Raw genomic sequence first — 17,933 nt, 5'->3', positions numbered from 1 at the left:
CCAGATCGTCGGCCGCGTGCCGGACCCTCACGGTAGGGGGTGGTCGTTGGAGCGGTCCATGTTCATGCTTGAGCATGCTCGAATTCTCTGAACTGCATACAGATGCGGAATCGGCAGGGGATAATCGGTTCTGCGCGAGCATGTTCGCGCTTGGAATCGAACGGAGGTCTCATCATGTGGCTGCGGTTCCTTGGCAAGGGTGGCACCGAAGGGGGTGGGTGCCCGAGTCTCTTCGCCACCGATCACGACACCTATGTGGTTCAGGGGTGGAAAACCGACGATCCGAACACTGTCGAGATTCCACATCTGCTGCTCGGGTTCACTTTGTCCGACACCTTCATCGGGGCCACGCTCAACGACACGGGCCGGGGTACGTTCACCCTGTCCGGTGCGCCGGTCGCTGCCCTCGAGGTATCGGCGAGCACGGATATCTACCCCGACGAAACGTGCATCGAAGTTCCCTTGTTCGAAAGGACCTTCTACGGTGCTGCTAGTGCAGGATGAATCGTTTCTCGACCTGTTTCGCGCAGCGCAGCACGAAGCATTCCACCTCGAAGTCGAGGACTCCTACTACACCTCTGATTACGAGCCGCTGAAGAAGTTCTTGGCGGGGGAGCCGCAGGATTTCGGATGGTTTCAACCCTGGCTGATACACATCCGTGAAACTACCGGACGAGGGGTGTCCGTGAATCGTGCTCGCGTGGTGAGCGTCCCGCACAACGACTACACGCGGTACGCCATGCACGTCGCAGAATTGAACAGAGAAGCCGGCGAAGACATACGGTATCTCCCGCGCCATCTCGTCGAATCCGGTGGCCTGACAACAGATGACTGGTGGATGTTCGACGACCGGGTAGTCGCCTTCACCGTCTTCGAGCCGGTGACCAACCGTTGGATGGGAGCCGCAGTGACAACGGATCCTCATATCGTGGAGTACGTACACGCGGTGAAGACGATGGTGTGGTCCATGGCGATTCCGTTGTCGGAGTACTCCGAGCGGTGACGGATTCACTGGATGAGGCGAAAGAGGCTCTCGGGGCTCGTCTCCGAGAGCTTCGCCTGGATGCAGGTCTGTCGGGGACTGAATTGGCACACCGTGCAGGATGGCATCAAACGAAGGTCTCGAAGATCGAGTACGGGAAGACCAGACCCACTGACGCGGATATTCGAACGTGGTGCGCGCATACGCGATCGGAGGGTCAGGTCGCGGACCTGATCGCGACCGCCCGCAATATCGAGAGCGCCTACCTGGAGTGGCGCCGTGTGCTCGGCACCGGTGTGAAGAGACGTCAGCACGCGTCTCTGAGAATCGAATCCGAGACTCAGTTCATGCGGGTGTTTCACCCTTACCTGATTCCAGGGCTGCTGCAAACAGCCGACTACGCCGAAGAGGTTCTCCGACGCGTAGTGGAGTTCCATCGCATTCCAGACGACATCGAAGCAGGTGTGTCGAAACGCCTCCAGCGCCAGCAGGTTCTCTACCGGCGTGACCACAGCTTCCACTTCCTCATCGCGGAGCAAGCCATCCGAACAACCGTTGGCAGCGATCAAATAATGCTCGGTCAGATGGACAGACTGCTTGCCGCCATGGGTATGCCGAGAGTGACGATCGGAATCATCCCCAGCATGTCGAGATACCAGGTGCCCCTCTCCAACTTCACCCTGTTCGATAATCAAATGGTGATGGTAGAAAACGTCACAGCCGAAATGACGATCACCCAGCCCCGCGAGATCGCCGTATACGGTCGCGCCTTCGACATCCTGACCAGCCAATCCGTAGCCGGCGACCCCGCCCGCTCATTGATCCGCACCCTGATCGGCGAACGCACCGCAGGTTGATCTGAAATACTGTGCGGCAGACGCGAATCCGTCCTCGGACAGGGAGCCGCTCACATGCTCAAATCCCTCCTCATCGCCGCCGCCTACCTGCTGATCATCGGCCTGGCCCTGTTGATCGTCCCGACCCGGTTCGCCGCAACGTCGGCCCGTCACAAATGCGTATCGCACTGATCCGCACTCGCAGCTTGGGCGGCCGACCAACCCGCACCGCACCTGTGTGAAACGGCCACGCTGGTAGGTTCGAGGGCGAATCTGGCACGGGGAGGGACGATGGCCGGCGAAGCTGCCACGACACTGCACGACTACCAATTGGCGATGCTTCACTCCATGAACACCAGCGCTCCGGCGCAAGCCGCGGAGCTGCGCGCACGAATCGGTGTGACACGCATCGATACCGCGATCGCCGAGAAGCGATGGTTCTTCGCCGAACCGACGAACAAGTTCCGTTCGATTGCCGAGTACGTAGCGGCTTGGGGCACACCGATTTCGGAGCGGGTTGAGCGCTGGGGTGAACGCGAGGTCGGATACGCCCGATGGGATCTGTCGTTCTGGCCGGGATTGCAGATCGAGTTCATGGAGGTCCACCGCGGGCGCTCTCTATTCACAGAGTTGATCCGCAGACCTGGGATGCCGCAGCCGTCGATAGGGTCGGTCGCCGACCTGACGCCTTGGTCCTGCACACTCGGTGAGTTGCAATCCTGCGGACTGGGCCCTGTCGTCAACGTCGACGGATGGGGTGCGGCAGGTGTGTTCGCTCTGACAGCACCCGATCCTGACACCGGATGCCCACGACACCACTTCGCTTTCATCGATTGGGGCCTACTGCAATCGGTCGAACCGGCACCGGATTGGTACACCGATGAACAGTGACACAGACCGGTTCGTAGCTCACGCATGGGTCTCCCGTGGCGACAAAGTTCTGCTGCTCCGAAGACGAGCTGGTCGGTACCTGGGTAGCCAGTGGGATGTGCCCGGCGGCACCGTCGAGGACGGTGAGTCGTGCGATGAAGCCGCAATTCGCGAGACATGGGAGGAGGCGGGGTTGCGTGTCAGCGTTGCCGAGGAACTGGCGCACTATACGAACGCCGACACCCACGGACGCCCACTCACCTTCCACACGGTGACCTACCGCGCGATCGAAATCGCCTCCGGCCCGGTGACTCTCGCTCCGGCAGAACACGACGACCACAGGTGGGCAACGCTGCAGGAAGCCTTAAGGCTCGACCTGGTGTGGCACGTGCGCTCCACCGTTCGATCACTGCTGGATCCGGAGACCGCGGGATGAGTTTCCGATTGGCTGCCTATGCCGTGTGTATCGAGGGCGGCCGACATCCACGGCCTGCGCCGTTCCTCGTTGGTCGACATCGGTTTGACCCTGGCGCAAAGCCTTCCGGCAACCGGCCACGTCCCCCCGGTCCGAGTGGGGGGCTTGATTCAGCACTGACACCTGAGCGGCGTTCGAGACCATGGTTCGTGCGGTCATCGCCGTGAGTTGCGAACGAATGCCCCTCGCCCACAACACCATTGGGATGTAAGGTGAGCCTTACCAAATCTAGGGAGGGTGTTATGGCTACGACGTGGGTGGATGCGGTTTTGCGGCAGACTCGGCGATTGGGGGAGTTTCCGTACCCGCATCAGGCTGCTTTTCTGCTGGACAATCCGGTGCGACGGTTGATCTGGGGTGGCGGGGAGACTGTGGATCGGCTCGAGCTGGCGGGGGATGAGCAGGTGCTGGAGCTCGGGCCCGGGCCGGGGTTCTTCAGTGCTGAGCTGGCGCAGCGGGTTCCGCGTGGGCGGCTCGAGTTGTTCGATGTGCAGCCGGAGATGTTGGAGAAGGCGCGGCGGAAGCTCGATCAGGCCGGGTACTCGAATGTGGGGTATCACGCGGGGGAGGCGGGGGCTGGGCTGCCGTTCGCGGATGGGCAGTTCGATATGGCGTTTTTGGCCGCGGTGATCGGGGAGGTGCCGGATACGGCGGGGTGTGTGCGGGCGCTGGGGCGGGTGATCAAGCCGGGTGGGCGGCTGGTGTTCTTCGAGTATTTTCCGGATCCTGATCGGAAGAGCGTGGAGGAACTGCGGGAAATCGCGGAGCCGCACGGGTTTTTGCTCGGTGGATCGCGGGGGAGCCGGTGGAGCGACCTGGTCTGGTTCATCCGCGATTGATCGGGTTCAGCTGTACGGGGTCGACAGGGTTTGAGCGGCCTGATAGTTGCTGGGCAGCTTGCGTTTTCGGTGGCGGCTGCCGATGGAGCGGAGGGCGACCGGATCCAGTGCGAAGTGGCGTAGCTGGTCGTCGGTGATGGCGGTGTGCGTCCAGCGTCCGTGTGCGGACGGGGTGCGCAGGGCGTCATTGGCGGCCACGACCGCGGCGAGGAATTCGGCGGTGAAGGTGTCGTATTCGGCGGCGGGCACCGCCAATTCGCCCGCCTGGACGGCTTCGGCGAGATGGGCCGTGGTGTTGTCGGCGAACCGGAATCCGTAGACCGCGGCGCGGTCGGCCGGTTTGCCTTTCGCTGCCAGATGTTCGGAGCTGGTCTTCTCGCTGGCCGGGGTCAGCAGGTATGCGGCGCTGTAGTAGCCGTTGAGGTCGTCGTAGAGCGGGATGCGGATTCGCAACTCGACCGGTTGGCCGCGGTAGACGAAGCGGTGCTCGAACGCGCCCGCGGTGGTCCCGGTCAGGACCTTGTCGATGGTGGGCCAGACATCCTCGAATTGTTGTAGCGACGGTTTGGGTTCGACTCCGCGTAGCGTGAAGTGGCGGTAGAACTCGTCCTGCAGGTAGGTGCGGTGATCTTCGAGCCCCTGGTGGCGGCTCGCCCGAATCTTGCGAACGATGGTTCCGATTTCCGTTGTCAGCTCAGGCTTTCCGATTGCCATGACGATCCTCATCCTTATCTCGCCAACGCGACCAGGATAGGACCCGGGCCGTGTCGAAGCGGGCGGATCGTCTGTGTCGCTGGAGATTTGCCGACCGTAGTTCTGGTTCTTATCGGTGATTTCGGGCAAAGCTCGAGCGTTGGCATGCGATATTGGTCTGCGGGAGGGGGATGTGAAGACTCGGCGGCCGGGCTCGCGGGCTGCCACCGGCTCGACCCCACGGAGGCACCGGCTCGATGACGATCCGCACCGTGGCCGCGCAGTCTGATCTCGTAGCCGCGGCCGATCTTGTTTGTCCGCACCGCAACTCGCCGGCGCACACGATGCCGGCACCTCGATTCGTGTCGATCGACGACCGCGCCGAGGAATGCGCGCAATTCTTCGCACAACCCGAACTCGCGCAACTACGGCACGGTCGCGGCGCGTCCGCGACACGCCAATTGCGAAACACCGGAACATATCGCCACACGCTCGACGAATTGAGTATCGGCGCGAAACTCGCCTGGCGAAATCATGATCGCTGTGTGGGGCGCAGACATTGGCGCGCGCTCGATGTCCGGGACGCGCGCAATGCTGCCACGGCGTCGGATATCGCCGCCGAATGCTGGGAACATCTGCGTCTGGCGACCAATAGGGGAGCGGTGCGTTCGATCGTCACCATCGGACCGCCCCTCGGCCCGGACGGGCGCGGCTTCCGCATCCTCAACTCGCAACTCATCCGATACGCCGGATACCGCACGGACCGGGGAATCGTCGGCGATCCGGCCAATGTCGACCTCACCGCGCTCGCCCAGGAACACGGCTGGGAGGGCGCGGTCGGCCGCTTCGACGTGCTGCCGCTGCTGATCCAGTCACCGGACGGGAGCATCGAATGCTTCGACGTGCCGACAGGACTCGTCCTCGAGGTGCCGCTGCACCACCCCGACCACGACTGGTTCGTCGAACTCGGGCTGAAATGGCATGCGGTGCCCGCAGTTTCGAACATGGACCTGGAAATTGGCGGGCTCACCTACGCCTGCGCGCCGTTCAACGGCTGGTACGTATCCTCCGAGATCGGCCGCAACCTCGGCGACAGCGACCGCTACGACATGCTGCCCGAGATCGCCGACCGGATGGGTCTGGACCGCAGCAGCGACCGCACACTCTGGCGCGACCAGGCGCTGATCGAGCTCAGCCGCGCGATTCTGCACAGCTACAAGCGATCTCGCGTGCACCTGGTCGACCATCACACCGTCGCCCGGCAGTTCGTCGACCATGTCGCGCGCGAGCAGGCCGCGGGCCGGTCGTGCCCCACCGACTGGACGTGGGTCAACCCGCCGCTGTCGGCCAGCCTCACCCCGACCTTCCATCGGTACTACGACCCACCCGACCCGGATATCCGCCCCGCCTTCGTCCGGCGTGACCTCTCCCGGCCGGCTCCGGTCACCGAAGCCCCCGTCAGGACGGTCATGAAACCCCGACGTGCGCTGTGGCGCACCGCGGTTCGCGCGTTGACCAGGGCGGGCAGGGACTAGGCGCACGCATCGGTGCGCGGGCCACCGCTACCGCGGCGATACCCGCGCACCGGCGCCGAGTCTCACGCGTCGGCCCGCACCCATTCGGCGATCTTCGGGCCCAGCACCGCGCTGTCCTTGACCCTAGACGGAAATCCCTGACGCCACCGATGCCGAGATCGCCCTGCGGGGTCGGTCCGCGCCGTTCACGGCACGCGCCTGAGCGGTTAGTCTCCCAGCTATGAATGCTGTCGCCGGACGCTTGATGTCGGTCGTGGCCCGGCAACTCGGCCATCCGAGCGGGCCATTGGGCAAGGTTGTCGCATTGGTCCTGAATCGCGGGAACCGGTGGGCGGTGCAGGCGTCGGTGGACGCCGCCGCACCCGCGCCGGGGGAGAGCGCGGCCGATATCGGGTTCGGCGGCGGCGTCGGACTGCCACTGCTGCTGGAGCGGGTCGGCGCCGACGGGATCGTCTACGGCGTCGAGATCGCCGACGACATGCTCGAACGGGCGCGCGGCCGGTTCGCCGCCGAGATCGCCGCGGGTCGGCTGCGGCTGCTCACCGGCGCGATGACCGAATTGCCGTTCGACACCGACAGTCTCGACGCTATCGTCACCACGAACACCATCTACTTCGTCGAGGACCTCGACGGGGCGTGCGCGGAACTGGCGCGCGTGCTGCGGCCCAAGGGCCGGGTTGTGGTCGGCATCGGCGATCCGGACGCCATGGCGAAGATGCCGTTCACGCCCTATGGCTTCCGGCTGCGTCCCGTCTCGGAGGTCGTCGCGGCTCTGGGCCGTGCCGGGTTCACCGTGGAGGATCAACCGATCACCGGGGGAGCGGTGCCCTTTCACGTGCTGCTGGCGCGGCCCGAGGCCTGAGATCGCCGGTCACGGACGGTGCGGGCTCGCCCCACCGTCCACGACGATGCGCTGACCGGTGAGATATCCGGCCGCCGGAGACACCAGAAACGCCACCACGTCGGCGATCTCGCCCGGACGGCATACGTGCCCGAAGGGTGAGGCGGCGTCCAGATCGCTGGCCTGCCGCTTCGCCCCACCGGTCATCGCGGTGGTCAGGCGGTTACCCATCTCGGTGGCCACCAGTCCCGGGGCCACGATGTTCACGTGAATCCCGTGTGCCGCTTCCTCTTTCGCGAGTGTGTGGGCCAGCGCCTCCATGGCCGTCTTGGCCATGTTGTAGGGCGCGCCGTTCGGCCCCAGCGTATGCGCGGCCACGCTGCTGATCATGACGATGTCGCCGCGCGGACGCTCGCGCATACCCGGCAGCACCAGCTTCGACAGGTGGTGCGGGCCGATCGCGTGCACGGCCAGCAGTTTCTCCACCTCGGTGACGGGCGTGTCCGCGACCGTATTGCCGCGGCTGGCGATGCCCGCGTTGTGCACGAGGATGTCGATCGGCCCGAGTTCGGCGGCGACGCGATCGACCATGGTCGTGACGGCCTCGAAGTCCTGTACCGGGGCCTGCACGGCCACGGCCCGCCCGCCGTCGGATTCGATCTGCGCCACAACGTCTTTGGCGGATTGTTCATCGCGGGCCCAGTTGACCGCGACCGCCGCGCCGCGCGCCGCCAGGGCCAGGGAGATCGCTCGTCCGATGCCGCGCCCGCCGCCGGTGACCAGGGCGATGCGGCCTTCCGCCGTTTTGTCCAGCTCCATCCTTGGACTGTATGCGACGGGCCGCCATTTCGACCCTTCTAACTCTGACTCTTCTAACAAATACTAGAAGAGTCTTGATTCGCAGAGTCCTGACTGTCATAGTTGTGACGTGGCCGAGAACGGATTGAGTGTGGAAGAACTGGCCGGGCGGGTCGGAGTGCCGACCAGCACGGTGCGCATGTATCAGTCGAGGGGTCTGTTGCATGCGCCGCGACGCGTGGGACGTGCTGTGCGCTATGACGATTCACATCTGGAACGGCTGCAACTGGTGCAACGCCTGCAGGAACGCGGCTTCTCGCTCACCTCGATCGCCGCCCTGCTCACCGCACGCGCGCAGGGGGCGAGTGTGGCGGACCTGCTGGCGTTGCCCGGTGGCCCGGAAGACTGGGTTCCCCTGGGGCTCAGCGATATTCGAAAGATCATCAAGGCCCGCGACATGCGGCCCGCGCTGCTGCGCAAGGCCACCCGGGCCGGATTGATCCGCTGGCAGCGCGGGCGACCGCAGACCCGGCGGTGGGCGCTGTCGAGCGGCTTGCGCGTCACCGAATACGGCATCTCGCCGGGCGACGTCCTGGACCAGTTCGCGCGACTGCGCGGACACACCGACGCCATCTCCGAAGACTTCGCCGAAGCCTTCGAACGCACGCTGTGGCCGCGAATCCAGCAGGGCGCCAACGACTCCGATCAGCTGGAACAGGTGCGCGCCCTGCTCGAGGAACTCACCGGGATCGCCGAGGGCGTCGTCATCGGCGCACTGCGCGAATCCATGCGCGAACTCGCCGAACGTTTCGCCGAACGGCACGCGCTGCTGCCCGAGGACGGCAGCACGCCCGCCTGGATGGACCACCCCGCGCCGGTGCTGGCCGAACGGCTGCGCGGGGACGACAGCACCGAGGGGGAGGACGCGGTCGAAGTCTTCCTGGCCGAAGACACCGAGGAACGGACATGAGAAAGCTCTACATCGAAACCGTCATCCAGACCGAGATGGATCTGCTGTGGGAACGCACGCAGGACCCGGCACAGCATCAGCGCTGGGACGTGCGGTTCACCGATATCGACTATCTGCCACTGGAACCCGGGCAGCCACAGCACTTCCGGTACGCCAACAAGGTGCTGCCGTGGCGGCCCATCGCGGGCACCGGAATCAGTGCGGGAGAACGCGATCGGGCCGACGGGACGCGGGTGTCGGCGCTGCGGTTCCGGTCGAGTGATCCGCTCTCGATCATCGAGGAGGGGAGCGGGTACTGGCGGTACGTGCCCACCGACGCGGGCATCCGGTTCGCCACCGGATACGACTACCGCGTGCGATGGGGGCGGTTCGGGCGACTCGCCGACCACCTGTTCCGGCCGCTCATGGGGTGGGGCACCGCCTGGTCCTTCGATCGGCTGCGACTGTGGTGCGAAGCCGACATCAGCCCGCGCCGGTCCCTGGGCTATGCCGTCGCCGATGCCGCCGCGCGAACCACTGCGATAGTGACAAGCATTGCGCTGCTTGTCTTTTCGCTCAGCAGCGGGTGGATCGCGGCGCTCGCGCTGATCGCGGCGGCCGTGCTGCTGCCGCCGACCCGGCACACTCCCGCCGCGCGCCGCTGCCTGCGCCGCCCGCCGGCGCGCACCACCGCTCCAACCCTGCTCACGGCCTTGGAGGCCACCTCATGACCGCGATCTTCCGCACCGTGATGGGTGCCGACTTCGACCGCCTGCACCCCGAGCTGCAACGCCGGTTCTCGGTGGGCCTGGACAGCAACACCGCCTGCACGGGCACCGGTGTCATGCACCGGGTGTGGCGCGGCCGGTTCACCAAGCCGTTCCTGGCGCTCGGCGCGACCCGCAACATCCTGCTGTCGCGCTCGGGCACCGAGATCCCGTTCACCATCGAGAACGTGCCCTACCGTGACACTTTCGGGCGGGAGACGGTGTCTTTCGTGCGCACGTTCCTGTTCCCCAGCGGCGTGCAGCGCTTCGACGCGCAGATGGTGCTCGACCCGCGCGGGGACCGCGTGCTCGACTATCTGGGCACCCACCAGCATCTGGCCTCGGAACTGCACCCGGTCGCGGAACCGGACGGGTCGCTGCTCATCCGCTCCGGCGATCTGCACTTCCGGGAGGGCCCGGTCGACTTCCGGATGCCCGACGCCCTGCACGCGCGCGCCGAGGTCCGTGAATCGTTCGACGACGCGACCGGGCGCTTCCGGATCCGGGTGACGGTCACCAGCCCCGTGCTCGGGCCGGTGTTCGGATACGAGGGCAGCTTCACCGCGCGGTATTTCGATGCCGATACCCACGGCGTCCGGGCCGGGCTGCGGCCCGTCCGTGAAGAAGCCCGGCAGGGGTGATCGTAGGCTGGGGTCCATGACGCTCGAGGAGATCGTCGCCGAGCTCTACGGGTTACCGCCCGGGGAGTTCGTGGCAGCGCGCACCGAGCGGGTCCGGCAGGCACGCGACGCCGGGGACAAGGCGCTGGCCACCGCCATCGGCACGCTCCGGCGGCCGACCGTCGCGGCCTGGGCGGTGAACCTGCTGGCCCGCACGACGGCCGACGATATCCGCGCGCTGCTGGACCTCGGTGACGCACTGCGCGACGCCCAGCGGCGGCTGTCCGCCGACCAGCTGCGCGCGCTCGGCACCCAGCGCCAGCAGGTGGTCAACGCCCTCACCCGCAAGGCCGCCGACCTCGCGGCGGCGCGCGGGCAGCGCCTCAGCGAGTCGGTGCTCCGCGACATCGGCGGCACCCTGCAGGCCGCCCTCGCCGACCCCGATATCGCGGATCAGGTGGCCGCGGGCACCCTGGCCGCCGCCGCCAGCTACGAGGGCTTCGGCCCCGCGGCCCTCGTCGCCGTGCCCCCGGCCCGAGACCGCGCCGAACGTGTGACGCCGTCCGAGACCACCGATCGTTCCGATCCAGCCTCGGCGGCGAAGGAGCTCGAACTGACCCTGGCCGATCTCGAATCCGCCCGTGCGGCAACGGCTTCGGCCCGCACCGCGCAGGAGGCCGCCACCTCGGAGCTGAGCGAGCTCGAAACCCGCCTGACCCGCCTGCGCGGCGAAGTCGCCGATGCCGAAGCGCAGCGGCGTTTCGCTCTCGCCGCCGAGCGGTCCGCCCGGGATACCCTGCATCGCGCCGAGAAGCACCTCGCCGCCGCCGAGCGACGCGCTGAGCAGGCGCGAAAGCAGCTACCCGCCAGCTGATCGCACAGCCGGCGATCGAATTCCCGGCTGCTGGAACAACCGGGGTGGAGAATCAGAGCATGGCAGAACCCACCGATCAGACCTCCCCGGAGTTCGTACCCGAATGGGTCCACATCGCCGCCGAGCGGCCGGCGGTCGGCAGTTTCCGGTTCTGGTTCGCCACCCGCCGCTGGGAGTGGTCACCCGAGGTGTACCGCATGCACGGCTACGAACCCGGCGAGATCGAACCCACCACCGAACTGCTGCTGGCGCACAAACATCCGGAGGACCGGCACTACGTCGCCGAGGCCATCGCCCGCTCCATCGGCCAGGGCGAGCCCTTCTCCAGCAGGCACCGTTTCCTCGATGTGTCCGGCAACGAACACAATGTCATGGTCGTCGCCGACCGCATCTTCGACGCCGCGGGCCGTCCGGTCGGCACGTCCGGCTTCTACGTCGACCTCAGCGAGGAGCTGGCCGACGCGGAACGCGACATGCTCGACGTTCGCATGCCCGAGATGGTCGCCGCCCGCACGGCCGTACGCCCCAGCGCCCCCTGCGCATGTTCTGGCGTGACCGAATAGGGCATCTGTCTGATACCTCGCCGCGCGCCCGAACCGTAGTTTGATCAACCATGACCCGAACTGTTCACTCACCCAAAGGAATTCGCCTCGTCGCCGGTGCGGCCGTACTGGGCGTCGCCGCGAGCATGACCGCTCTCGCCGCCCCGCAGGCCTCCGCCACCGTCACCAGCATCGGGATCCTGCCGTCCTTCACCCTCGGCCTGCACCGGTACGGAACCGGCTGCTCCTACACCGTCCAGGTGACGGTCGACGACAAGACGAAGCCGGTGTTCTTCTACGAAGAGGGCCAGGGCCCCAGCGGTTTCGCCGAGGCCATGCCCGCCGACAACGGCACCGCCAGCGTCACCTGGACGCCCTCCTCGACCAAGATCACCTACATCTACGCGTTCCAGCCGAACGCCACCTTCCAGACCCGCCAGCCCGTCACTGTGGGCAACGGCATCAACCTCGGCTCCGCCTGCATCGCCCTGTAGTCCGGCGGATTGGCTATCGTGTCCGTCAGCGGGAACATCTCGTCTCCCGCTGACGGACGGGGGAACCGACGATGGCACCGGCAGACTGGCAACTAGCGCTCAACCAGCGGGTGATTCAACCGGCCGTGCTCGCCTCGCTGAACTACGGCTTCGCGCCGCCGACCTTCGCCCTGCTCGAAACCACCGGCCGCCGAACCGGATTGAAGCGCACCCTGCCGGTCGCGAACGGACTACAGGGCGACACCTTCTGGCTCATCGCCGGGCGCGGCGAACAGGCCGCCTACGTCCACAACATCCGGGCCGACCCACGCGTGCGCGTCAAAGCCAGGCCCGCCAGACTCCGCGACGGCTTCCGCTTCGAATGGCGCTCCGGCACCGCGCATCCGCTCCCCGACGACGATGCCGACGCCCGCCACGAACTGCTCGGACGCGGACGACCCGGCTACCGCCTCGACGGCATCGCCCTGCGCGCCCTGGCCGCCGGTGGCCGCATGCTGACCATCCGCATCGATCTCGACTGACAGCGCGAATCAGGTGGCGCGCGAGGACTCCATCGGTTTGCCGGTATCGCGCCACGCGGTGATACCGCCCGCCAGGCTGTGGGCGTCGTAGCCGGCGCGTCGGGCCAGGGCGGCGAAGCGCAAAGACAGATCCCCGACCGGGCAGATGAAAACCACCGGGCGCGAACGGGGGAACGGGATGCCCTGGGCGAACATGTCGTCGAGTTGGTCATCGCGAATATTGAGCGCACCGGGGACATGGGCTATGCGGTAGGCCATCGCGCCCCGGGTGTCCACCAGGGTGGGACGCGCCGTGCGGTCGAGGGCCTCGAGCTCATCGGGGGTGAGGGTCGGGGTTTCGGCCAGTTCCCGGGCATCGGGGGCCGCGGCGCGCTGCGGGCGGCCGAAGAGTTCGGGGCGGCGTTTCCGGATATAGGACAGGTACGGCTCCAGGCGGTCGCAGACGATGAAGACGGCGACCAGTGGGCGGTCGGAATCGGAGGCCGAAACCCGCAGGGCAGCCAGCTGATCCAGGGCGGCGGCATAGGTGGCGCCGCTGGTCGGGCCCGCCAGGACGCCGTACCCGGTGGCGAGCGCCAGCGTCGCATCCACCGCCCGGCCCGCCTCGACGGCGATGATGCGGTCGTAGAAATCGGGCTGGAACAGGCCCACATCCCACATCTCGGTTTCGGAGCGGATACCGGGGATGAAATCGCCGCGCTCGGAAACCACCGCGATGGTGCGCAATTCCGGATTGTGTTTGCGGAGGAAGGTGGCGGTGCCCCGGGTGGAACCGGTGGTACCGAGACCGCCTATCAGGTAGTCGACGCGGGTGATCCCGTCACGTGCCAGATCCTCGTGGATTTCGCGGCCGGTGCCCGCGTAGTGCGCCTCGATATTCTTCTCGCTGGTGTACTGCGAGGGATGGAACCAGGCCGCGGGGGATTTCGCCATGGTGGCCTCGATGACCGAGTAGACGTCGTTCGGCGCGGTGGGATCGGGGCATTCGGAAAGGCCGGGCAGCTCCTCGATTTCGGTGGCGAACAGTTGCAGCAGGTCGCGCACCTCGGCCACCTTGATGCGATTCGTCACGGCCCGCAGGCCGATACCGTGCATCGCGCCGAGGATGCGAAGAGCCTTGGCGGTATTGCCGCTCGACGCCTCGATGAGCGTCTGTTTGCGGGCGACGAGTTCGTCGAGATCGTCGCGGATCATGCCCCAGGCCACGCGATCCTTGACCGAACCGAAGGGGTTGCAGGACTCCAGCTTCGCGTAAAGCTCGATATTGTGCAGTCCGTGCACCGCCGGATCCAGGCGCAGCAGAGGGGTATTGCCGATCAATTCGGTGATGTGGTCGTAGCGCATCATCGCACCTCGTGCCGTTCCCCGACCGAGGGCAGGTAGTCGACATCGCGGCACACGTCGAATCCATCGGTATTCCGGGTCACCGCGAGTTTCGGTGGCAGTGGATGCATGGATGCGGTCGCTGCCGACAAATCCATATGATAGGCAGCGGTATTGGGGAAAACGATCAGATCCCCGGGTTGTGGTCGCTGCGGCAGCCACACCTTGTGATTGGTGACCAGGTCCCGTTCCAGGCACAGCCGACCGGCCAGGAATACGCCCACCGCACCGGAATTCACGGGGGCATGCGTCACGCTCGGCACCAGGATCGGATCCACCATCACCTCTTGATCGGCGGGCGTCACGGTGTCGCGGCTGACATCGAGATGCACCAGCGTGCTGCCGTCCGCCGCGTCCTTCACGAATTCGACCCGCGCCACCGTGATTCCGGCATGATCGACCAGCGCCTTACCCGGCTCCAGCCACAATTCGAGCAGATTCTCCGCGCACACCTGCGCGATGGTGCGCCCGCCGTGCGCCTCCATACCCGTATCGAGCAGTTCGGCGAGCATGCGATCGGCGGGCACGGTATTGGCGTACTTGTGGAACACCGGAATCCCGTGCACGGCACCGCCGTCGATATGGAATCCGAACGTATTCCCACCCCACGTCATCGGCTCACCCCGTCCGAGCAGCGATTCGCGCAGCGCGATCACATAGTCGTCGAACGCGTCCGCGTCGGCGGTGAACACCTGCCGGAATCCGCCGCCGATATTGAGCACCGTCGGCGCGAGACCCGCGGCATAGGCGCGCTCGGTCGCGTCCAGACAGGCGTCGACCGCTCGCACCCGCTCGGCCAGCTCTCCGGAATCGATGTGAAAGGCGAACCCCCGGAAGGTGATCCACTCCCGCTGTGCCGACAATTCCGCGAGCACCTCCCCGAGTTGCCGCAGCGGCACCCCGAACCGGCTGACCGGCGCGCCCGCGAACCCCGACAACCGCACCAGCGCCTCGACTTCGGCGAACTCCGCACCCCGCGCCGCCGCGTCTTCGCGCGCAAGCTCCGCGAGCCGTCGCAACTCCCACACATTGTCGATATTGACCGTGGTTCCGCCGCCGACCAGCGACCGCAGCAGGGACTCGCCCTTCGGCCCGGTCACCTCGATCCGCTGCGCTCCGAACCCCGCCGCCAGGGCGCTGCCCAGTTCCTCGGCCGAGGCCACGTCGACCGCGATCCCCGCCCGCTCGGCCGTGCGCACGAAGGCCCGCGACTGATTCACCTTGTGCGCGTAGCACATCCGATACCGCGGATCCCGCGCCTCCAGCACGCCCCGCAGCCGCTCCAGATTGTCGGTGAACACCTGCGGAAACACCAGATGCGCGGGCGACCCGAACCGCAGCAGGGCGTCCTCGACCGCACCGGGGGCATCCAGGAACGCACGCACCAGCGGATGAATCTTCGCCGGCAGACCCGACGGTGCGGCAGCCGTCATACCGCTTTTTCGGTGGAGGCCGCCGCGGGCAGGGCCGTGGTCGGGTTGTAGCCGCTGTCGCGCAGCGCTTCGAAGGCGCGATGCCGGTTGCGGGGGCTGCGGAACTCCGCGGTCACCCGCTTGCTGATCAGATCGATATCGTGCACGCGGATGCTCATCGACTCCAGGGTGCCGGTGATGGTGCGCACACAGTGCTGGCAGTTCATATCCGGCACGTAGAAGATCTGCTCGTCGGCGCTGAGTTCCCCGGTGTCCGAACCGGTTTCCGCGGGGACCTCGGTGATGCCGAGGCGTTCGACGATTCCGGTGAACAGGTCGGTGAAGCGATCCACGACGAGCGGCAGGATGCTGTAGTGCGCGCCGCCGAGCTGATGCGGCATGGCGGCCAGGCAGGCCGGGCGGGTGCCCGGGGGCAGCAGGGCGTACTGGCGCGAGATCAGATCCAGTTCGTCGTGGTACTTGGCGATGGCCTCGGTCACCGTCAGGCCCTCGGCGGTGGTGGCGCGCCGCATGATCCGATGCGCGTCCGCGATCGTGGAATCCTTCATCGACCGCAGGGTGGCCACGGTTTCGGCCGAATACCGCACGGTGCCATCGGGTTGCGTGGCGAGGGTGACCGCGATCATTCCGCGCCGATAGCTGGACGCCTGCAGCTCCCAGTACCAGCGGGTCGCCACCGCGCTGTAGATCCCCGAATCCCGCATGCCGAGCGCGAATTCGGCCGGCGTGCGATAGGGGGTCCAGCGCGCCAGCAGTGCATGCTGTGCCAGCGCGCGACCGCACGCCTCGATGCCCACCCGGAAGATGTCGTGCGGTTCGTGGTCGGTGGTCGTGCCCGCCAGCACCGCCCGGTCCCGGTCGGTCAAACCCGTAATGCGCTGCGCCAACCCGGTATCTGCACGGAGTGCACGCCACAGCGCCAGCACGGTCTCGCGCATGGCGATGGGCATGATCGGCCCCAGCCCGCCGGAATGGAAGTGCCCGGTGTTCGGGATGCCCTCGCTGTCGGTCCACGCGATGCGATGGGTGGCGCTGGTGACCTGTTCGGCCCGGCAGGGCCGCATGAACCGTTCCAGATACAGCCGCTGCGACAGGGTCAGATGCGAGCCCGGCTCCGGTTGTAGTCGCGCGCAGGTGTATTCGATGCGCCGCGGCGACTGCGGTGCGACCGCGCCACCGGCCAGTCCGGGCCGGGCGAGGACGGCCAGCACCCGGGAGGCGGCGCGGCGATCGTAACGGGGCTCGGGGATGTTGCTCGTCATGAGACCTCCTCGGCAATCGTGGCGACACACTCGGTGAAGCGGTCGATCTCGTCGAAGGTGTTGTAGATGTGCGTGCTCACCCGCACCGAATCCTCGTCTGTCGTCGCAGTGTCGGCAGGAATGCAGTGTGCGCCGGTTCGGACCAGGAAACCCAGTTCGCTCAGCACGAATCCGAGATCGCCGGTGCTGATCCCGTCCAGGGTGAACGAGATTGTGCCGTACCCGGTTTCACAGGGTGCGTGCGCCGGGCCGGGCAGGAACTCGAGGCCGGGCACGGGGCGCAGTCCGGCGATGAGCCGCTGCGTGAGCGCGCGATTGTGGGTGGCGATGGTGTCGAGCCCGATCTCCTCGAGCACCTCCAACGCCGCACCGAGTGCCAGGATTCCGGGCAGATTCTGGGTGCCGCCCTCCATCAGCTGCGGCATGACACCCGCCAGCAGACCCGATTCCCCCAGGGTCACACCCGAATTGCCGCCCGGCAGGAACGGCGTCAATTCCGCGTGGCGGCGGCGACGGCAGTACAGCACGCCCGTGCCCGGAGCGCCGAACATCTTGTGCGCGGCGAAGATCGCGAAATCGGCGTCGAGTTCGCGCACGTCGACCGGCAGGTGCCCGCCGCTCTGACTGCAGTCGAAGCACAGCGCGATATCGGGGTCGATGCGGCCGCGCAACTCTTCGAGGGTGGTGAGCGCGCCGAACACATGATGCAGATGTCCCACCGCGATCATCCGGGTGCGCGGCCCGATCTTGCGCTCGATATCGCCGATATCGGCTTCGCCCAACGCGTTCACCCGATACGGCACCAGCCGGATGCTGCGGCCGAATCCGCGCAGCAGGCCGCACAGATGCTGCCACGGAAAGACATTCGATGCATGATCGCGCGGACTGAAGAGAATCTCGTCGCCGTCGGCGAGCGCGGTCAGCCCCCAGGACAGTGCGACCGCGTTGAGCCCGGCCGTCGCGCCGGCGGTGAACACCACCTCGTCGGGATCGGCGTTGATGAAGGCGGCCATGCGCTCCCGGACCGACTCCAGCTCGCGGGTCAGGCTGCCCGCCCACGGATAGGTGCCGCGTCCCGCATTGGCCGTGCGCGAACTGTGATAACGCCGCACCGCCTCGATGACCGGCAGTGGTTTCTGGGTGGTCGAGGCCGAGTCCAGGTAGACGTCGGAGGTCTCGGCGAGGGCGGGGAACAAGCGGCGTACCGGTGACAGCACAG

The 17,933-nt window shown here is 66.7% G+C and carries 21 protein-coding genes; 15 read left to right on the top strand and 6 right to left on the bottom strand.

Annotated elements, in window-relative coordinates:
- The first annotated feature begins 174 nt into the window (after positions 1–174).
- From JK358_RS22170 to JK358_RS22145, 6 genes are all read left to right on the top strand, one after another.
- Positions 175–504, top strand: a complete 330-nt coding sequence (locus tag JK358_RS22170; protein WP_201949736.1) for a hypothetical protein — start codon at positions 175–177, stop codon at positions 502–504.
- Positions 494–1,003 (top strand): DUF6879 family protein, encoded by a 510-nt coding sequence (locus JK358_RS22165; protein WP_201949735.1) that lies wholly within the window; start codon positions 494–496, stop codon positions 1,001–1,003. Before JK358_RS22170 ends, JK358_RS22165 begins: the two co-directional genes overlap by 11 nt.
- Entirely contained in the window at positions 1,000–1,839 is an 840-nt protein-coding gene (locus tag JK358_RS22160) for a helix-turn-helix domain-containing protein (protein ID WP_201949734.1), read from the top strand. Before JK358_RS22165 ends, JK358_RS22160 begins: the two co-directional genes overlap by 4 nt.
- Before the next feature lie 270 nt (positions 1,840–2,109).
- Complete coding sequence (locus JK358_RS22155) at positions 2,110–2,709, top strand: hypothetical protein (protein WP_201949732.1); 600 nt, start codon at positions 2,110–2,112, stop codon at positions 2,707–2,709.
- The gene (locus JK358_RS22150; RefSeq protein ID WP_201949731.1) at positions 2,699–3,124 is read left to right on the top strand and encodes an NUDIX hydrolase; all 426 of its coding nucleotides are present in this window, start codon (positions 2,699–2,701) and stop codon (positions 3,122–3,124) included. The genes JK358_RS22155 and JK358_RS22150 overlap by 11 nt, the downstream gene beginning before the upstream one ends.
- Positions 3,125–3,420: 296 nt before the next feature.
- On the top strand, positions 3,421–4,002 hold the full coding sequence (locus JK358_RS22145; RefSeq protein WP_201950233.1) for a class I SAM-dependent methyltransferase: 582 nt from the start codon (positions 3,421–3,423) through the stop codon (positions 4,000–4,002).
- 6 nt (positions 4,003–4,008) lie between these two features.
- Here JK358_RS22145 and JK358_RS22140 read toward each other — a convergent pair whose 3' ends face one another.
- Positions 4,009–4,716, bottom strand: coding sequence for a hypothetical protein (locus tag JK358_RS22140; protein ID WP_201949730.1), 708 nt, complete (start codon positions 4,714–4,716; stop codon positions 4,009–4,011).
- Between the two features lie 323 nt (positions 4,717–5,039).
- Here JK358_RS22140 and JK358_RS22135 point away from each other — a divergent pair, with 323 nt between their 5' ends.
- The gene (locus tag JK358_RS22135; protein WP_201949729.1) at positions 5,040–6,230 is read left to right on the top strand and encodes a nitric oxide synthase oxygenase; all 1,191 of its coding nucleotides are present in this window, start codon (positions 5,040–5,042) and stop codon (positions 6,228–6,230) included.
- A gap of 220 nt (positions 6,231–6,450) precedes the next feature.
- The gene (locus JK358_RS22130; RefSeq protein ID WP_201949728.1) at positions 6,451–7,092 is read left to right on the top strand and encodes a methyltransferase domain-containing protein; all 642 of its coding nucleotides are present in this window, start codon (positions 6,451–6,453) and stop codon (positions 7,090–7,092) included.
- 9 nt (positions 7,093–7,101) lie between these two features.
- Here JK358_RS22130 and JK358_RS22125 read toward each other — a convergent pair whose 3' ends face one another.
- Positions 7,102–7,890, bottom strand: coding sequence for an SDR family NAD(P)-dependent oxidoreductase (locus tag JK358_RS22125; RefSeq protein ID WP_201949727.1), 789 nt, complete (start codon positions 7,888–7,890; stop codon positions 7,102–7,104).
- Between the two features lie 109 nt (positions 7,891–7,999).
- On the opposite strand from JK358_RS22125, the gene JK358_RS22120 reads away from it, so the two are divergent.
- The 7 genes from JK358_RS22120 (at position 8,000) to JK358_RS22090 (ending at position 12,636) form a co-directional block, all read left to right on the top strand.
- Positions 8,000–8,839, top strand: a complete 840-nt coding sequence (locus JK358_RS22120) for a MerR family transcriptional regulator (protein WP_201949725.1) — start codon at positions 8,000–8,002, stop codon at positions 8,837–8,839.
- The gene (locus JK358_RS22115; RefSeq protein ID WP_201949724.1) at positions 8,836–9,549 is read left to right on the top strand and encodes a hypothetical protein; all 714 of its coding nucleotides are present in this window, start codon (positions 8,836–8,838) and stop codon (positions 9,547–9,549) included. The genes JK358_RS22120 and JK358_RS22115 overlap by 4 nt, the downstream gene beginning before the upstream one ends.
- Positions 9,546–10,226: a DUF4166 domain-containing protein gene (locus tag JK358_RS22110; RefSeq protein ID WP_201949723.1), complete on the top strand. Its 681-nt coding sequence runs from the start codon at positions 9,546–9,548 to the stop codon at positions 10,224–10,226. The genes JK358_RS22115 and JK358_RS22110 overlap by 4 nt, the downstream gene beginning before the upstream one ends.
- 16 nt (positions 10,227–10,242) lie before the next feature.
- Positions 10,243–11,079 (top strand): hypothetical protein, encoded by an 837-nt coding sequence (locus JK358_RS22105; protein ID WP_201949722.1) that lies wholly within the window; start codon positions 10,243–10,245, stop codon positions 11,077–11,079.
- A 59-nt stretch (positions 11,080–11,138) separates the two neighbouring features.
- Positions 11,139–11,642, top strand: coding sequence for a PAS domain-containing protein (locus tag JK358_RS22100; protein WP_201949721.1), 504 nt, complete (start codon positions 11,139–11,141; stop codon positions 11,640–11,642).
- Between the two features lie 50 nt (positions 11,643–11,692).
- The gene (locus JK358_RS22095; RefSeq protein WP_201949720.1) at positions 11,693–12,115 is read left to right on the top strand and encodes a hypothetical protein; all 423 of its coding nucleotides are present in this window, start codon (positions 11,693–11,695) and stop codon (positions 12,113–12,115) included.
- A gap of 71 nt (positions 12,116–12,186) precedes the next feature.
- On the top strand, positions 12,187–12,636 hold the full coding sequence (locus JK358_RS22090) for a nitroreductase/quinone reductase family protein (protein ID WP_201949719.1): 450 nt from the start codon (positions 12,187–12,189) through the stop codon (positions 12,634–12,636).
- Between the two features lie 9 nt (positions 12,637–12,645).
- On the opposite strand, the gene JK358_RS22085 is transcribed toward JK358_RS22090, so the two are convergent.
- The 4 genes from JK358_RS22085 to JK358_RS22070 are packed head-to-tail and all read right to left on the bottom strand — an operon-like array spanning position 12,646 to position 17,931.
- On the bottom strand, positions 12,646–13,983 hold the full coding sequence (locus tag JK358_RS22085; RefSeq protein ID WP_232851674.1) for a pyridoxal-phosphate dependent enzyme: 1,338 nt from the start codon (positions 13,981–13,983) through the stop codon (positions 12,646–12,648).
- On the bottom strand, positions 13,980–15,452 hold the full coding sequence (locus JK358_RS22080; protein ID WP_201949715.1) for a type III PLP-dependent enzyme domain-containing protein: 1,473 nt from the start codon (positions 15,450–15,452) through the stop codon (positions 13,980–13,982). Before JK358_RS22080 ends, JK358_RS22085 begins: the two co-directional genes overlap by 4 nt.
- Entirely contained in the window at positions 15,449–16,714 is a 1,266-nt protein-coding gene (locus JK358_RS22075; protein WP_201949714.1) for a heavy-metal-associated domain-containing protein, read from the bottom strand. Before JK358_RS22075 ends, JK358_RS22080 begins: the two co-directional genes overlap by 4 nt.
- On the bottom strand, positions 16,711–17,931 hold the full coding sequence (locus JK358_RS22070) for an aminotransferase class V-fold PLP-dependent enzyme (RefSeq protein WP_307817670.1): 1,221 nt from the start codon (positions 17,929–17,931) through the stop codon (positions 16,711–16,713). The genes JK358_RS22075 and JK358_RS22070 overlap by 4 nt, the downstream gene beginning before the upstream one ends.
- Between the last annotated feature and the right edge of the window lie 2 nt (positions 17,932–17,933).

It is taken from the genome of Nocardia acididurans, from assembly GCF_016741815.1.
GTDB classification, from domain to species: Bacteria; Actinomycetota; Actinomycetes; order Mycobacteriales; family Mycobacteriaceae; genus Nocardia; species Nocardia acididurans.
The sequence above is the reverse complement of the archived record's forward strand: the minus strand, read 5'-3'. Positions and strand labels throughout refer to the sequence as shown.

Coding starts and splice junctions, on each gene's coding strand:
- JK358_RS22115 (WP_201949724.1), top strand. CDS start 8,836: ATGAGAAAGCTCTACATCGAAACCGTCATCCAGACCGAGATGGATCTG.
- JK358_RS22085 (WP_232851674.1), bottom strand. CDS start 13,983: ATGATGCGCTACGACCACATCACCGAATTGATCGGCAATACCCCTCTG.
- JK358_RS22090 (WP_201949719.1), top strand. CDS start 12,187: ATGGCACCGGCAGACTGGCAACTAGCGCTCAACCAGCGGGTGATTCAA.
- JK358_RS22155 (WP_201949732.1), top strand. CDS start 2,110: ATGGCCGGCGAAGCTGCCACGACACTGCACGACTACCAATTGGCGATG.
- JK358_RS22075 (WP_201949714.1), bottom strand. CDS start 16,714: ATGACGAGCAACATCCCCGAGCCCCGTTACGATCGCCGCGCCGCCTCC.
- JK358_RS22150 (WP_201949731.1), top strand. CDS start 2,699: ATGAACAGTGACACAGACCGGTTCGTAGCTCACGCATGGGTCTCCCGT.
- JK358_RS22125 (WP_201949727.1), bottom strand. CDS start 7,890: ATGGAGCTGGACAAAACGGCGGAAGGCCGCATCGCCCTGGTCACCGGC.
- JK358_RS22170 (WP_201949736.1), top strand. CDS start 175: ATGTGGCTGCGGTTCCTTGGCAAGGGTGGCACCGAAGGGGGTGGGTGC.
- JK358_RS22095 (WP_201949720.1), top strand. CDS start 11,693: ATGACCCGAACTGTTCACTCACCCAAAGGAATTCGCCTCGTCGCCGGT.
- JK358_RS22100 (WP_201949721.1), top strand. CDS start 11,139: ATGGCAGAACCCACCGATCAGACCTCCCCGGAGTTCGTACCCGAATGG.
- JK358_RS22110 (WP_201949723.1), top strand. CDS start 9,546: ATGACCGCGATCTTCCGCACCGTGATGGGTGCCGACTTCGACCGCCTG.
- JK358_RS22140 (WP_201949730.1), bottom strand. CDS start 4,716: ATGGCAATCGGAAAGCCTGAGCTGACAACGGAAATCGGAACCATCGTT.
- JK358_RS22130 (WP_201949728.1), top strand. CDS start 6,451: ATGAATGCTGTCGCCGGACGCTTGATGTCGGTCGTGGCCCGGCAACTC.
- JK358_RS22105 (WP_201949722.1), top strand. CDS start 10,243: ATGACGCTCGAGGAGATCGTCGCCGAGCTCTACGGGTTACCGCCCGGG.
- JK358_RS22135 (WP_201949729.1), top strand. CDS start 5,040: ATGCCGGCACCTCGATTCGTGTCGATCGACGACCGCGCCGAGGAATGC.
- JK358_RS22080 (WP_201949715.1), bottom strand. CDS start 15,452: ATGACGGCTGCCGCACCGTCGGGTCTGCCGGCGAAGATTCATCCGCTG.